The 16,249-nt window shown below is 42.0% G+C and carries 11 protein-coding genes and 1 rRNA gene; 2 read left to right on the plus strand and 10 right to left on the minus strand.

The features are described from left to right. Positions 1-428 precede the first annotated feature (428 nt). The 9 genes from BLW31_RS22865 to kdpF form a co-directional block, all read right to left on the minus strand. Positions 429-1,658 carry a site-specific integrase gene (locus BLW31_RS22865; RefSeq protein ID WP_010535435.1) on the minus strand — a complete coding sequence of 410 codons (1,230 nt, stop codon included), beginning with the start codon at positions 1,656-1,658 and terminating at the stop codon, positions 429-431. Between the two features lie 377 nt (positions 1,659-2,035). Continuing rightward, a complete protein-coding gene (gene guaA / locus BLW31_RS22870) occupies positions 2,036-3,343 on the minus strand; it encodes a glutamine-hydrolyzing GMP synthase (RefSeq protein WP_010535436.1) in 1,308 nt (435 codons plus the stop codon). Positions 3,344-3,529: 186 nt separating this feature from the next. Then, entirely contained in the window at positions 3,530-4,969 is a 1,440-nt protein-coding gene (locus BLW31_RS22875; protein WP_029425017.1) for a HAMP domain-containing sensor histidine kinase, read from the minus strand. A 19-nt stretch (positions 4,970-4,988) separates the two neighbouring features. Next, positions 4,989-6,116: a sensor protein KdpD gene (locus tag BLW31_RS22880; protein ID WP_032836491.1), complete on the minus strand. Its 1,128-nt coding sequence runs from the start codon at positions 6,114-6,116 to the stop codon at positions 4,989-4,991. Between the two features lie 98 nt (positions 6,117-6,214). Then, complete coding sequence (locus tag BLW31_RS22885; protein ID WP_010535439.1) at positions 6,215-6,961, minus strand: hypothetical protein; 747 nt, start codon at positions 6,959-6,961, stop codon at positions 6,215-6,217. Positions 6,962-7,080: 119 nt separating this feature from the next. After that, the gene (locus tag BLW31_RS22890) at positions 7,081-7,650 is read right to left on the minus strand and encodes a K(+)-transporting ATPase subunit C (RefSeq protein ID WP_010535440.1); all 570 of its coding nucleotides are present in this window, start codon (positions 7,648-7,650) and stop codon (positions 7,081-7,083) included. Positions 7,651-7,666: 16 nt separating this feature from the next. Continuing rightward, positions 7,667-9,700 (minus strand): potassium-transporting ATPase subunit KdpB, encoded by a 2,034-nt coding sequence (gene kdpB, locus BLW31_RS22895; protein ID WP_029425019.1) that lies wholly within the window; start codon positions 9,698-9,700, stop codon positions 7,667-7,669. 17 nt (positions 9,701-9,717) lie between these two features. Continuing rightward, positions 9,718-11,424, minus strand: coding sequence for a potassium-transporting ATPase subunit KdpA (gene kdpA / locus BLW31_RS22900; protein ID WP_010535442.1), 1,707 nt, complete (start codon positions 11,422-11,424; stop codon positions 9,718-9,720). A gap of 24 nt (positions 11,425-11,448) precedes the next feature. Next, positions 11,449-11,529: a K(+)-transporting ATPase subunit F gene (gene kdpF / locus BLW31_RS25100; protein WP_050581211.1), complete on the minus strand. Its 81-nt coding sequence runs from the start codon at positions 11,527-11,529 to the stop codon at positions 11,449-11,451. Positions 11,530-11,982: 453 nt separating this feature from the next. On the opposite strand from kdpF, the gene BLW31_RS22910 reads away from it, so the two are divergent. Both BLW31_RS22910 and BLW31_RS22915 read left to right on the plus strand, forming a co-directional pair. Next, on the plus strand, positions 11,983-14,241 hold the full coding sequence (locus tag BLW31_RS22910) for a bifunctional alpha,alpha-trehalose-phosphate synthase (UDP-forming)/trehalose-phosphatase (protein WP_010535443.1): 2,259 nt from the start codon (positions 11,983-11,985) through the stop codon (positions 14,239-14,241). A gap of 10 nt (positions 14,242-14,251) precedes the next feature. Further along, a complete protein-coding gene (locus tag BLW31_RS22915; RefSeq protein WP_010535444.1) occupies positions 14,252-16,042 on the plus strand; it encodes a glycoside hydrolase family 15 protein in 1,791 nt (596 codons plus the stop codon). 113 nt (positions 16,043-16,155) lie between these two features. Here BLW31_RS22915 and rrf read toward each other — a convergent pair. Beyond that, a 5S ribosomal RNA gene (gene rrf, locus BLW31_RS22920) occupies positions 16,156-16,249 on the minus strand; the annotation flags it as partial.

The following is a 16,249-nucleotide window of genomic DNA, read 5'->3' on the forward strand; positions in this document are numbered from 1 at the left end:
ATTGCTTACCTTCATATCTTTTACGTTTTATAATTCACACGCAAAGGTATGAAGAACTATTATGGTCTAGGATACGGGGTTTACTGATTGCTTACGATATATTAATAGAGGTTACATAGCGTATTGGCTAGGACAACTGTTAAATAAAATGGGAGATTATAAAAATGCATATTTTTTCTATTCTATTTGTATCTTTTATTGGAAAAGATACTCTCCACACAGAATTTCTAGGGTTGAGGATGAATTAGTTATTTTATTGAGAGAAACACCAGAGGCCACAGAATTAAAGAAAATAGATATAGATATTATTGAAGGATTATGTAAATCATATTGTAGCAATACTATATCATCCTAAGACTCACAGACATATATAAATCATTACACAGCTTTAATACCATCTAGTAAATTCTGCTAGATGGTATTAAACTCTAAAGGAGGTTCTTCATTGCTTCATCTATTTGCTCATTCTCAAAGCTATCAAGATAATACTGTGTCGTTGACAAACTTGTATGTCCCAATGATTCGCTTATCAATGCGATGTTTACACCAGAACGTTTTAATACTGTGGCAAATGAATGACGCGCAACATAGGTTGTTAGCGGAATACTAATATCCAAATGGGCACCTATCTTTTTAAGAGCTTTATTCATGCCTTTTATTACTTTTCTAATCCTGTCATATTGCTGTTGTTCAGTAATATGAAAATTACGGTCTAATATTGGGAAAACATAATCATTCAGCTGTGAGTCCGGTTTCCTATATTTATCTACAATTTGTACGGCTTGAGGCAAAAGTTGAAATGTAATAGGCTGCTTTGTCTTATGTCGTACAAAGCATATTCGATTATTTATAATATCTGAATATTTCAAATATGCTATATCAATCATATTCATACCACAACCAAGATAACTAAAAGAAAATAAGTCTTTGGTCAAATGAAGTAATGGGCTATAATAAGTTGTTATCTCCATTAAATCAACATTCATTATTTTATGTATTTCAGCCTTAGGAATTGCCCTCTTGCATTTACCCTTACGATAATGAGATATTTTGAATTTTACAAAAGGATAATACTTCTCGTTCACCACATTATCTTCTATTGCTTTATTATAAACAGCACGTAATTCTCTCATTCGTATTCCAATCGTATTATCAGAATTACCACGTTTACGAAGATAAAGCTCATAACGCTTTAACCAATTTACATCAATATCCGTGAAAGATATATCCAAATTACCTGCGAATCTCAATACAGAATTATAACAACTAATGTAAGCCTTGGCATTACCTAATCGCTTCTCGGCAGTCATATACTGTATGATGTATTGAATATAATCTCCCACATTCTGTTTATTACAACTTCGTTCCACGTATTCAGCCAAAGATTGTGGAGTAAAGTCTTTACCAAGCGCTTTCAACTCAAACATCATATTGACATATTCTTGCCTCGTTTGATTCATGATACTCAATAACTGTTCACGATTGGGATAGTTTCTTTTAGGTTCTTCTTTATCAAAATTCCAACAAGAAGCTTTAATTGAAATTCCCAAAGATTTAAAGTAACGTAACTTACCTTGGCTAATTCTCAACATCAACGGGTGTTCTCCATTAGCCAAAACTTTTGATTTAAAACAAATAATGCCTATATTAGCATCCATAACGTAACATATTATTGTCACATTTTGGTTTGCGCTATGGTTTACACCAATAAACAAATAAGAGATATTTTAGAAGTCAGACATAAGATTTGGCAAGAACCAAAACAGCCATAAATGCCTTATAATCAGAAGCTCTGCTGGTAGCTTTCAAAGGCGTCAGCCTTTGGAAGACGCAGGTTCATAATCATGAGGTCCCCGGTTCAATCCCGGGTCCCGCTACTTGATAAGAATAAGGCATTTGGGAGGCTTCCACTTCTGGGTGCCTTTTTCTTTTTTACATCAATTGGTAGCAGGTGACGCTATAGGTGACGCTAATTAACGAATAAGCCCCCGAAAGCTATCCATAAAGCTTCCGGGGGCAATTCTATTTTACACTTTTATTCCCATTCGATAGTCGCATTAGGCTTCGGTGACATATCATAGCAAACACGATTCACATTCTTCACTTCTTTCAGAATACGGTCTGTGATTTTCATCAGAATAGGCCAGTCTACCGGTTCAATAGTAGCTGTCATGGCATCTACCGTATTGACAGCGCGGATAATCACCGGCCAATCGAAAGAACGGGCATTATCACGTACACCAACAGATTTAAAATCGGGTACTACAGTAAAGTATTGCCATACTTTTTTATCCAATCCGGCAATCTGGAATTCCTCACGTAAAATTGCGTCAGATTCACGTACTGCTTCTAAACGATCACGTGTAATTGCTCCCAGACAACGTACACCTAAACCGGGACCGGGGAAAGGCTGACGGTAAACCATCTCATAAGGCAAGCCCAACTCCAGACCACAAGCACGAACTTCATCTTTGAACAACTGGCGCAAAGGTTCTACAAGCTGGAATTTAAGATCTTCGGGCAGACCGCCTACATTATGATGAGATTTCACCATTTTAGCAGTCTTCGTTCCACTCTCCACAATATCCGGATAAATAGTACCCTGACCCAAGAAATCGATACCATCCAGTTTACGTGCTTCTTCTTCGAACACACGGATAAACTCACCACCGATAATCTTACGTTTCTGTTCGGGATCTTCCACGCCTGCCAATTTATCCAGGAAACGATCTGTTACATCTACATAAATAAGATTGGCTTTTAACTGGTTACTGAACACCTCGACAACGTCTTCAGACTCACCTTTACGCATCAAACCATGATTGACGTGCACACATACCAAATTGTCACCGATCGCTTTCAGAAGCAAAGCAGCTACCACAGAACTGTCAACTCCACCCGACAATGCCAGCAATACTTTCTTATCGCCTACCTGACGCTTAACCAGTTCGATCTGATCATTGACAAAGTTTGCCATGTTCCAATTAGCTTCAGCTTGACAAGTATCGAATACGAAAGACTTTACAGCAGCTTTAATAGCCTCGATATCATCTGTAAATGCCGGAAGCTTCACTGCACAGGTTGCTTTATCGTGACCGGCAGCCATGACAGGGATACCCATTGTATAAATCGCCGGATCTACGTCAATAGCAACGCCGTCAATCACATTGTTAGGTCCACCATTGATAATAATACCCTTTACGTTGGGCAATGCTTTCAGTTCTTCCACTGTGATATCGTGAGGATAAATCTCACTATAAACTCCTAATGCACGGATGGCGCGAGCCAATACCGTATTCTCGTGACTACCCAAGTCAAGGATAACAATCATGTCCTGTTTCATCTGATTCTGGTTCTTTTAAGTTATTATATTGTATAAATTTGACTTTACCTTCAATTAGTCTGCAAATATAAAGATTTTAAAAGACGCTGCAATGTCTTGATTCCCAAAGTTTCATTTCAAATTCAGCCGAATGCCACATTTCTTTATCGCAACGACAGAATCCGGACTCTTTCCGAACACTTCTTTTTATGCCTTCAGCCGCATCACAAAGCGACTTCCTTTACCCAATTCACTTTCTACCGTCAGTGTACCACCATGTGCTTCCACAAAGTCCCTCGAAATAGACAAACCGAGTCCGCTTCCCTGAACTTTGGTGCCGGGAACACGGAAGTAACGGTCGAAAATACTCTTGTGATAACGGGGATCGATGCCTTTACCGAAATCCTGAACGTACAGGTCGATCATATCTCCTTCCTGCCTGGCACCAATCACGACACGCCCGTTTTCTTTAGAATAACGAATCGCATTGCTGAGCAAATTAGTCAATACCCAAGCTATCTTTTCACTATCGACAAAGAGCTTGCCGATTTTCTCTTCCGGGTACTCTACTTCTATCTGGATATTGAACTTATCCGCTTGTACCTGATTAGCTTTAATCGCATATTCTATCAGTTCAATGGGCTTCGTTATCTTCGGCATTAATTGCAGCTTGCCTGCCTCTACCTGAGTCATATTCAGCAATTCACCCGTAATGCTCAACAGGCGTTCGCTATTTTCCTTGATGCTTTTGGACAACTGTTCCTGTTCATCATTCAGCGCACCGACACGTTTATCTTCCAATAGTTGCAGACTCATCATGATAGCCGCAATCGGAGTTTTCAATTCGTGTGAAATGGTCGAAATAAATGTAGTCTTGGCAGAATCCAGTTCCTTGAATTCCGTTATATTCTTCAGCAAAATAACATCCCCTAATTTGCTGGGTTCATCCTTTCCGGCTTCCGTATTAATGATGGGGATATAGGAAGCCTTGAAATAGCTTTCTTTATCATCGGCATATATTTTTAGCGGCTCTTTCTGATCGCCTGGTGTCACCAGTTCACGAATCAGCCGGCGGAGCAGATCATTCTTCAAAGACAATTCTTCTGCCGATTTACGTATGACATTTTCTCTTTTCAGATTGAGCACATTCAATGCTTTATCATTAATAAACAAAATCTCACGGTCCATATTCAAGCCGATTATCGGATCGTCGATACTGTTCACGATGGCCTCAATGAATTTCTTGGCAGAAAGAATATCCGCTAACGTACTTGCCCGATACTCGGCCAAACGTTCCGCCATACGGTTGAAACTCTCGGCGACTTCCCGAAACTCCTGATTATTTCTCATATCCAGCCGTTCTTCATAATTATGATTGGCTATTTCAAGAATCCCTTGTTTCAGTTCCTTGATGGGTTTACTGATTGTTCGGGGCAACCAATACAGCAATGTCAATCCGGTCAATATACAAATACCGCCGGTAACGGAAATCCACAACAGAGCACGCTCCAAGGCAGGCATAGCAGCAGGACTGTCGGGCTCTGTGGCAGTCAGCAACTGAAGATTCACAACAGAAAGCGTCACCAATAAAATAATCATTCCCGCTAGCATCCCGATGCCGAGAATCAGTTTGGTTTTAATATTCATATCGTTCATACGGTTAATATTATGCAAGTATAATCAAATCTACATTAGCTTGTGACAAATTATTTAAAAACTTTCTATATCCAAGTATAGAGCAGATAGCACGAGGAAATCTCAGATTAGGAATTCCCATACAGACAGACGATATCTGTTTTTCCTGACAAACTTTGACAATACTCCCCAGAATATCCTTCGACTGTACCTGAACGACCTCCCCTCCCAGTTCTGCCACCAGTTTAAAATGATTCAACAGATAACGCTGACTAGCCAAATCAATCCTGTCCATACTCTCTTTCGGTGTCTGCACATAAAGAGCGACAAAAGTCGTATTATACCGTGTTGCCAGACGTGCCGCTTTCCTGATAATCCTTCTGGGTGTCTTCTCATGACTACTGATACAAGCCATAAATTTCTCATGCCTGATGCCGACTGCAACACCCATCACCACTTCGTTCTCCACTTTCTTCTCCACCCGAAGCGCCACTTCTTTCAGGGCCAGTTCGCGCAATTGAAGAATATTCTCGGTCCGGAAGAAATTATCCAATGCCGTCTGAATCTTTTCCGGACGGTATATCTTTCCTGCTTTCAGACGTGAGATCAACTCTTCCGCTGTCAGGTCGATATTCACAACCTCGTCTGCTTCCTGAAGCACGCTGTCCGGGACCCGTTCTTTCACTTCAATTCCCGTGATCTCCTGTACTTCTTCATTCACACTTTCAATATGCTGGATATTGATAGCAGAAATCACATTAATCCCCTCATCCAACAGAGTCATCACATCCTGCCAACGCTTCTCATTCAGACTGCCTTCCACATTGGTATGTGCCAGTTCGTCCACAATCACAATCTCAGGATGAATACGGATTATTGTATCCACGTCCATTTCCTCCAACTCCTTTCCTTTATAGAAAATTTTACGTCGGGGGATAACAGGCAATCCTTCCATCAGTGCCTCCGTTCCCGCACGTCCGTGAGTCTCAATATAGCCGATTTGTACATCCACTCCGTTGTCCAGTAATTCATGGGCCTCCTGAAGCATACGATATGATTTACCTACACCGGCTATCATGCCGATATATACTTTGAATTTGCCTCGGTGAGACTTCTTGATCAGATCCAAAAAATGTTGTACACTCTGTTCTCTATCCATATCCATTTATTTAATTCCTGTTTATAAACTATTTCAACCCGTAATAATCATCACGATCACCACGGGTCTCTGTATAATAAAAATTCATGAGTTTATATCTATGGCCTTAAAGTTACGCCAAAAACCAAGAAAGCATCTTCAACACATGGATTCCATATAGCCTGTGCAAATATCGGCAATGAAAACTTATCATTAATTTTTATCTCTGCCATTCCTTTTAATGCTATATTAGTCACGGCGAAACCACTATTCGTGTATATACTCTCCGCCTTATACGGCACTGCGCCACAAGTTACATTTAAATCGACATTTTTCACACTGAAAGGATAATTAAGTTCCAGATAGGATGAATAATTTTGTTTTAGTTCTCCGCTATCATTCAGTTTCTTGTCTTTTCCGGCAAACATCGTATACCATGCCACGGACAAAGGAAACTTCTCTACGGGCAGCGTATAAGATAATCCCGCTTCAAAATGATGTCCCGTTTCATGACTTTTAAAATTAAAATACTTGTATGCTCCTTCACCTTCCCACCACAGGTCGGCAACAGTCAGCGTAGGGCCTGCTTCACCCAACTTATAGGCAAGAGTCAGATCCAGTTCCTTGTTGCCTCCACTGAAATTAGTAGATCCCCATGCGGTAACAGAAAAGTTTCCGATCCCAAAACCTAGTGTGGGCTGAAAAGCTGCACCTCCCCCCTGATACATACCACGCCAGACATAGGAACTGACCACATCGCCCTGCACTGTAAATTCCTGTGCTTTTACCTCTGTTATACTCAATGCGCATACGACTGCTGCAACCAATGATCCCAAAACAATCTTCTTACTAAAAAAAGTCTTCATATTTATCTTTTTTATTTTATGTTTCTAAAAAAGAGCAGCGCCCTGCCCAGCCCTGTTTATCTGAACCGCAATAAATAACTAAAACGATTCGGACAGGAACGCTGCCCACTACTGTTTGATTATTTATTCTCTTCCAGTGCTATATTCAGTTTCAGCACATTAATCTTCTCCGTTCCGAAAAGTCCCAGAAAAGGTTTCTCCACACTTTTATCAACGATTTCCTTTACCTGATTCTCCGTCAGTCCACGCGCCTGTGCCACTCTCTTTACCTGCACGTACGCACATTGTGGAGTAATATTCGGATCGAGACCGGAAGCACTTGCTGTTACCATCTCCGCCGGAACTTCTTTACGGCTCAGATAAGGGTGATGTACCAGAAAAGTGTCGATACGTGCTTCGACTTCAGCCAGATATTCAGGATTCGTAGGTCCTTTGTTACTACCGGAAGAGCTGGTGGCATCATAGCCGTCTCCGGCACACGAAGGACGTCCCCAGAAATAAATGTCTTTCGTAAACATCTGACCTACATTAGCCGCACCTACCACTTTTCCATCCAGTGTGGCTACTTCAGCATTTCCCTTATTAGGACCTGCAACCTGTGCAAACAACCACAAAACAAGAATATAGAACACGGAAAAAAAGACACAGAAAACGAGAGTTATCTTTAGTGATTTAAATAAAGTTTTCATCGCTATTGTTTTTTAATTAAAAGAATAAACCTACTAATAAATCGATCAACTTGATTCCGATAAAAGGAGCAATCACACCGCCCACCCCATAAATCAACAGATTCCGGCGAAGTAAGGCACTTGCACCTATCGGCTTGTACTGAACGCCACGCAAAGCCAATGGAATCAGAATCGGAATAATAATGGCATTGAAGATGACTGCCGAAAGAATCGCACTTTCAGGACTATGCAACTGCATAATATTCAGTGCTGCCAATTCGGGAATAGCCACCATAAACAAAGCAGGAACAATGGCAAAATACTTAGCCACATCGTTGGCAATAGAGAAAGTAGTCAGTGTACCACGAGTCATCAGCAACTGTTTACCGATTTCCACAATCTCAATCAGTTTCGTTGGATCATTATCCAGATCGACCATATTACCGGCCTCTTTCGCAGCCTGTGTACCACTATTCATTGCCACTCCGACATTTGCCTGAGCCAAAGCAGGAGCATCATTGGTTCCATCCCCCATCATTGCCACCAGTTTACCGGACTGCTGCTCCTTCTTGATATATTCCATTTTATCTTCCGGCTTGGCTTCGGCAATAAAATCATCCACACCTGCCTTCTCTGCAATATATTTGGCAGTCAGCGGATTATCGCCGGTCACCATAACCGTTTTCACTCCCATCTTGCGCAAGCGTTCGAAACGTTCCTGAATGCCCGGCTTGATGATATCCTGCAATTCAATCACTCCCGTCACTTTCTGGTTTACACATACCACCAAGGGCGTACCACCATTGCTTGAAATAGCAGCAATCACCTCTTCCACCTCTTTCGGAAATTTATTTCCGGCACTTTCCACTATCTTACGGATAGCATCAAAAGCTCCTTTACGAATCTGAGTTCCATCCGGCAGATCAACGCCCGAACACTTGGTTTCGGCTGTAAACTTAATCATCCGCGCACCGGTCGTATTCAAGCTGCGCATACGGATGCCCGATTCACGTCCCAGTTCTACGATTGATTTGCCTTCCGGAGTTTCATCGGACAGAGAGGAAAGCAGACAGTTTTCTACAAAAGCGTGCAGATCAATGCCCGGCGCAGTGTGAAAATGGGTAGCTTTACGATTACCGATGGTGATAGTTCCGGTCTTATCCAGCAACAAGGTATCAATATCGCCGGCAGTTTCCACTGCCTTGCCCGATTTTGTTATCACATTCGCACGTAGTGCACGGTCCATACCGGCAATACCGATAGCAGAAAGAAGTCCTCCGATTGTTGTCGGAATCAGGCATACAAACAAAGAAATAAGTGAAGCAATGGTAATGACAGTATTGCTGTAATCGGCAAACGGTTTTAACGTCACACACACAATGACAAAGACAAGTGTAAAACCGGCCAGCAGAATAGTCAGTGCTATCTCATTCGGAGTTTTCTGACGAGACGCACCTTCTACCAGCGCAATCATTTTATCCAGAAAACTTTCTCCCGGCTGAGTGGTCACCATTACTTTTATATGATCTGACAATACTTTCGTACCGCCTGTCACCGAACTCTTATCACCACCTGCTTCCCTAATTACCGGAGCAGACTCCCCTGTAATCGCACTTTCATCGATAGAAGCCAGTCCTTCGATTATTTCACCATCGGACGGAATCACATCTCCGGCTTCACAAACAAACACGTCTCCTTTCTTTAATTGCGAAGAACTGACAGTCACTATTTTATTGCCTTCTACCTTTTTGGCAGGTGTCTCCTCACGTGTTTTACGCAGACTATCGGCTTGCGCCTTTCCCCGTGCTTCGGCAATAGCTTCGGCAAAATTGGCAAACAACAGTGTGATAAACAGAATGATAAACACAGCTATGTTGTAAGCAAACGAACCTTGTGAAGGGTTTATGATGGAGTAAAGTGTCACAAACAACATGACCACCGTAGCCACTTCGACCGTATACATGATCGGGTTCTTTATCATCAGACGTGGATTTAACTTCACGAATGACTGTTTCAAGCTTTCTATAACTTGCTCCTTTTGAAACAAAGAAGCTGATTTCATATTTTTCATATCTCTCTAATTCAGAATTACAAACTTAAATGTTCGGCGATTGTACTTAAAGCATGTACCGGGAAGAATGACAGAGCAGCAATAATAAAGATTACGACAAATGTCATTATACCGAAAGTCAGCGTATCAGTCTTCAATGTTCCGGCACTCTCGGGAATAAACTTCTTCTGAGCCAGCAGACCGGCAATGGCAACCTGTCCGATTATAGGAAGGAAACGACTAAGTATAAGCACAATACCACATGTCCAGTTCCAGAAATAAGTATTATCGCCCAGTCCTTCAAAACCTGAACCATTGTTAGCGGCAGAAGACGTATACTCATAGAGTTGTTCACTCAAGCCATGGAATCCGAGATTATTCAGCCATCCACCCTCACTTTCTACAAAGTCCGGATGATGTGTATATATATAACTTGAGATAGCAGTAAACACCAATATGACGAACGGATGCAACAATGCTACGATCGTAGCTATCTTCATTTCACGGGCTTCTACTTTCTTGCCCAGAAACTCCGGTGTACGCCCTACCATCAAACCACTAATAAATACCGCGATAATAATAAATGTATAATAGTTCATCCAGCCTACACCGACACCACCAAACCAAGTATTAATCTGCATATTCAGCATCTCCATCATACCAGACAACGGCATAGTAGAATCATGCATACCATTCACTGAACCGTTGGAAGTAACAGTAGTCACAATACTCCAGAGGGCTGTAGCTCCGGCACCCAAACGAACCTCTTTACCTTCCATCGCGCCATTATCCTGCGCAATTCCCAATGCATCGATACGGGGATTTCCGCCCATCTCCTGACTGACATTGATGCAGACACCCACCAAAAAGGCGAAAAGCATCACACCGAAAATACTATAAGCCAGTTTCTTCCTGCGAGTATAGAACCCTAATGCCAATGCCATTGCCATCGGAATAATCAAGATAGACCAGCATTCCACCATATTGGTAAGATAAGTAGGGTTTTCCAACGGATGAGAAGAGTTCACGCCAAAGTAACCGCCACCATTTGTACCTAATTGTTTGATAGGTACAATTGCAGCCGTAGGTCCTTGAGAAACCATCTGCTCCTGTCCTTCAAGAGTAGTCACCTGCATCTTTCCGTCAAATCCCATCGGGGTTCCCTGAAGAATCAGGATGAAACCTACAATCAAAGAAAGCGGCAGCAGGATACGGGTACAACTCAATACCAGAAAATGCCAGAAGTTACCGATTGTTTTTGTTGTCTTTGCAGCCATGCTTTTCATAATACCGGCCATAGCAGCCATACCGGTTGCAGCGGTAATAAACTGGAAGAGCATAATGACAAACAGCTGTGTGAAATAAGTCAATCCGCTTTCGCCGCTATAGTGCTGTAAATTACAGTTGACCATAAAACTGATACAGGTATTGAAAGCCTGATCCGGTGTCTGCGGCCCGTTACCGTCTGGATTCAAAGGCAACCATCCCTGCGAAACCAATAATACCATTCCCCAGAAAAACCAGAAAGCATTCAAAATCAGTAATGCTTTCAGGAACTGTTTCCAGCTCATTTCTTCCTTGGGATCAATTCCGCATACTTTATAAATGATTCTTTCAACAGGAACCATAAAATCCGACCAGGTTTTCTCTCCTTTATAAACCCTGGCAATATATTTTCCCAGTGGATAAGCCAGAATCACCATCAAAGCGATCTGTGCAACCACACCTAAAATTTCTGTATTCATACTTTTACCTTAAACTGTATAACTTTAAAACTTCTCGGGTCTGATGAGTACATACATCAAATAACCGAAGATTGCAATACCTAATACAAATAATGCTGTGTACATAATTCCTTCTCCTTCTTTTTAGATCTCTTCAAACCAGTCTACACATTTCCAAAACAGCCAGAAGCAGGCAAAGCCGCTTAACAGGCAAAAAATAAATGATAGTGTTACTTCCATGTTTTTTCGTTTAAATGATTATTTTAAAATTTCTTGGTAGACAGTATGCCAAATGCGTGCCAAAACAATGGAGTAAACAACAATAAGCTGATTGATAGAGCAATACAATAATTCATTCTGCTCATAGGTTCCCATCAGACCCTACCATTTTGAAAAAGCATCCCTATTTTGAAAAGGTTACTGCTTTCCAGACAAAATGTAAGGATCGATTTTCAAAACGAAAGAGTATTCCCATTTTGAAAAGGTGAAATAAACTGGTCATCAAAAGATAACACACTGATAATAAACGCTTAATGGATAAAAGAGGCTAATTGGTATATACTTTGCCCTTCAGCAGGTATGAAACTATATATTATATCAAACAGATTACCCGTAAAGGTTGCCAACCCGAATGGCACATTCGTCTTTTCACGCAGTGAAGGCGGAGTGACAACGGGATTAGATTCTCTTGAGACATCTTATGAGAAGCATTGGATAGGATGGCCCGGAATATGCGTTAATAAGGAAAAAGACAAACAGGAAATCAACGAAAAACTGCTGGAACTGAATTTCCATCCGGTCTTTTTATCAGAGGCACACATCAGAAACTACTACGAAGGATACAGTAACAGTACTATCTGGCCTATGTGCCATTACTTTTATGCTTATACCTTATATAAGAAGTGTTTCTGGCAGTCTTATCAAGTAGTCAATCAACTTTTCTGTGATGAGATTTGCCGCTTGATACGTCCCGGAGACAAAGTGTGGATTCAAGATTATCAGCTGATGTTACTCCCCGGTATGCTAAGAAAAGTATATCCGGAACTCTGTATCGGCTATTTCCATCACATCCCCTTTCCTTCTTACGAACTTTTCCGTATCCTTCCGGAACGTGCCGAAATACTGAAAGGATTGCTGGGAGCGGACTTTATCGCTTTCCATACCCACGACTATATGCGTCACTTTATCAGTGCCGTAGAGCGGGTACTGCACATCGACTTCAAACTGGACGAAATACAAATTGGTAACCGGGTAGTAAGGGTAGATGCTCTGCCCATGGGAATCAACTATGAGCTCTATCACAATGCCTCCCAAAATCCTGTAGTGCGGCAAGCCATCGACCGCAACCGGACCCTTTTCGGTAACCACAAATTAATCTTATCCGTAGACCGGCTGGACTATAGCAAAGGAATCCTCCACCGGCTGCATGGCTTTTCCAGTTTTCTCGAACATCATCCAGAGTATCATGGAAAAGTAACATTGGCAATGGTAATCGTTCCTTCCCGCGATCACGTAGGAAGTTATGCAGAGCTGAAAACGAAGATAGATGAAGAAATAGGTTCTGTCAACGGGCGCTACTCCACGATGAACTGGACTCCCGTCTGTTATTTCTATCATGGCTTTTCATTAGAAGAACTTACTGCCATGTATTATGTAGCCGATATTGCCCTGGTAACTCCCTTACGCGACGGCATGAATCTGGTAGCCAAAGAATATGTAGCTTCCAAATGCGATAACACTGGTGTACTTATCCTCAGTGAAATGGCAGGAGCCGCAGTAGAGATGACAGATGCTATTCAAATCAACCCGAATGATTCGGGACAAATAGAGAATGCTATCTGCCAGGCCCTGGAAATGCCGGCAGAGGAACAAAAGTTACGTTTGCAGCGTATGCAGAAGATATTGTCCGTACAAACAGTCAATAAATGGGCTGCCGACTTTGTAAATGGCCTGGACATGACTTGTATGAAGAACGATTCGTTACGGAAAAAACGTATCACTGCAGCAACCATTGCGCAAATCAAGCTGAAATACAATCAGGCAAAACAACGCCTGATCTTACTGGATTACGACGGAACACTGGCAGCGCTCAAGACACGCCCCGAGGATGCGAAACCGACTCCCGAACTTATTTCTATTTTACAGCAGATGACTGCTGATCCCTCCAACCATATTGTCATCAATAGTGGCCGGGATCATTTTACATTAGAGAAATGGCTCGGTTCGCTCCCTGTCTGCATGGCAGCCGAACATGGAGCTTTCTATAAGGAAAATGGTGTATGGCACAAAAATATAAAGAAATTGGAATGGAGCACCGGACTTCAGTCCATCCTGCAAATGTTTGTGGACAAAACTCCCCGTTCGCGACTGGAAGTAAAAGAGACGGCACTGGCATGGCATTACCGCGAAAGTGATGCCTGGTTGGGAACTTTGAGAGCACAACAGCTGGTCAATGCACTAATTTCCATTTGTACCAGACAAAAGTTACAAATCCTGCAGGGGAACAAGGTCATTGAAATCAAATCGCCAGACTACAACAAAGGATCGGAAGTAAACCGGTTGTTATCCAACAAGCGCTACGACTTTGTGATAGCAATGGGAGACGATACGACAGATGATGATATGTTTCAGGCTTTGCCCTTAAATGCCGTTACTGTCAAAGTAGGCAGTATTTCGGAAATAGCCAATTACAATTTACCGTCTCAGACCGATGTACTTCCTTTCCTGCAAGCCATTATAGGCAGACAAAAGGGAAGCGGTATCAATACTAACAGCACGGTGAAAAAACGGCTTGCCTCCGCTCTCGACTTCTTCAAGGATTTATTGAAAACTAAATAAAACAACCGTTATGAATACTCTGAATTATGGTATAACAGGCAACTGCCGTACGGCAGCCCTTATTTCCGAAACAGGAAATATCGAATGGTTATGCTTTCCCGATTTCGACTCCCCTTCCATCTTCGCGAGTCTGCTCGATCGCGAAAAAGGAGGAAGCTTCGGGTTCGAGGTATCCGATGATTACCGGATTACTCAAAGCTATGTACCTCATACTAATATTCTTTCTACACAGTTCTCCTCCAGAGAAGGAGAATTCGTTGTTCTCGATTATATGCCCTGCTATCGTTCCAAGGACGGTACAGGCCACTATCTGCCGGCAGAATTATATCGCTATATACATTGGCTGAAAGGGAAGCCCCGATTCAAAGTGAATTATCAACCGGCTCCTGACTATGCACGAGGCAAAGTGATTCTCAACATCACCTCTCAGTATATAGAAACATATTGTTCTTCCGAGAATAAAGACAGACAATATCTATATGCCTCCCTGCCATTGCAGGATATTGCCGGAAAAAAAGAGATAATACTTGAGAAGGATGAATTCCTGTTACTCTCTTATAATGAGAAAGTAATTCCGATCGACATTGAACGGGAGAAAATCGAATATTGCCGTACCCTTGTATACTGGTTAAACTGGACAAACCGGGGGAAAAAATACACCTTATACAATGATGTGATTGAACGCAGCCTGTTGGTGCTGAAACTTATGTCATATTATAATGGGGCAGTACTTGCTGCAATAACAACCAGCTTACCGGAGTCGGTTGGTGACGTACGAAACTGGGATTATCGCTTTTGCTGGCTCCGAGATGCATCTATGGCCATTGAAACGATGTTTCAGACAGGACATACCGGTGCAGCCAAACGTTTTATGAAATTCATTCAGGCAACTTTCGTAGCCAAGCACGACTACCAGATAATGTATGGCATCCGCGGCGAGCGTAAATTAACAGAAGTGATGCTTAACCATCTGTCCGGCTACAAGAACTCCGTACCTGTGAGAATAGGCAATGATGCCTACCACCAAAAGCAAAATGACTCCTTCGGGTATCTGATGGACTTAATTTATCAATATTACCGACTGATGCCCGGCACTCTGGATGAAATAGAAGATATGTGGGAAGTGGTGAAAAGTATTCTGGCAACTGTAATAGAGAACTGGCAAAAGCCTGATAAAGGCATCTGGGAAATCAGAGGAGAGAAACAACATTTTGTATCTTCGAAAATAATGTGCTGGGTAGCTTTAGATCGTGGAGCAAAAATCGCAGGTATGCTGAATAAATATAACTACAGCGAACGCTGGCAACAGGAAGCAGACAAAATCAGAAAAGACGTGATGCAGCACGGGTGGAACGAGAAGCTCCAGAGCTTCACACAGACTTATGACAATCAAGCTATGGACTCTTCTTTATTGTTAATGGAACCTTATGGATTTATTGAAGCAGATGACATTCGCTACCATAAAACAGTAGAGTCCGTAAAGAATGCACTTTTCCACAAAGGGCTGATGTATCGCTATAATAATGAAGATGATTTCGGTTTACCCACTTCCGCCTTTACTATTTGCACATTCTGGCTTGTACGAGCCTTGTTCGTCACCGGAAAGAAGGAAGAAGCACGGTGTTTGTTCGATGAAGTATTGAAATATTCCAATCATCTGGGATTATTCAGTGAAGATATTGATTTCGACACAAAAGAGCAATTAGGAAACTTTCCACAAGCCTATTCACATCTGGCATTAGTGAATACTGCTATTTTATTTGCGGAAGAAGAGAAAAGACAGGCTTTTATCCGCCCTTAATTTAAATCCTGTTTCTTCTAAAGAAGCGTTGAAGAAAGCAATGAAATCATTTCCTAAACCGCCAAAACACAGAAATCCCCGCCAGTCAATAAAGACCGGCGGGGACTCTTTAAAAACGGCGGCTACCTACTCTCCCACTGTTACGCAGTACCATCGGCGTGACGAGGCTTAACTTCTCTGTTCGGAATGGGAAGAGGTGGAACCCTC

The sequence above is a fragment of the Bacteroides faecis MAJ27 genome (assembly GCF_900106755.1).
GTDB classification, from domain to species: Bacteria; Bacteroidota; Bacteroidia; order Bacteroidales; family Bacteroidaceae; genus Bacteroides; species Bacteroides faecis.

Coding starts and splice junctions, on each gene's coding strand:
- BLW31_RS22865 (WP_010535435.1), bottom strand. CDS start 1,658: ATGGATGCTAATATAGGCATTATTTGTTTTAAATCAAAAGTTTTGGCT.
- guaA (WP_010535436.1), bottom strand. CDS start 3,343: ATGAAACAGGACATGATTGTTATCCTTGACTTGGGTAGTCACGAGAAT.
- BLW31_RS22875 (WP_029425017.1), bottom strand. CDS start 4,969: ATGAATATTAAAACCAAACTGATTCTCGGCATCGGGATGCTAGCGGGA.
- BLW31_RS22880 (WP_032836491.1), bottom strand. CDS start 6,116: ATGGATAGAGAACAGAGTGTACAACATTTTTTGGATCTGATCAAGAAG.
- BLW31_RS22885 (WP_010535439.1), bottom strand. CDS start 6,961: ATGAAGACTTTTTTTAGTAAGAAGATTGTTTTGGGATCATTGGTTGCA.
- BLW31_RS22890 (WP_010535440.1), bottom strand. CDS start 7,650: ATGAAAACTTTATTTAAATCACTAAAGATAACTCTCGTTTTCTGTGTC.
- kdpB (WP_029425019.1), bottom strand. CDS start 9,700: ATGAAAAATATGAAATCAGCTTCTTTGTTTCAAAAGGAGCAAGTTATA.
- kdpA (WP_010535442.1), bottom strand. CDS start 11,424: ATGAATACAGAAATTTTAGGTGTGGTTGCACAGATCGCTTTGATGGTG.
- kdpF (WP_050581211.1), bottom strand. CDS start 11,529: ATGTACACAGCATTATTTGTATTAGGTATTGCAATCTTCGGTTATTTG.
- BLW31_RS22910 (WP_010535443.1), top strand. CDS start 11,983: ATGAAACTATATATTATATCAAACAGATTACCCGTAAAGGTTGCCAAC.
- BLW31_RS22915 (WP_010535444.1), top strand. CDS start 14,252: ATGAATACTCTGAATTATGGTATAACAGGCAACTGCCGTACGGCAGCC.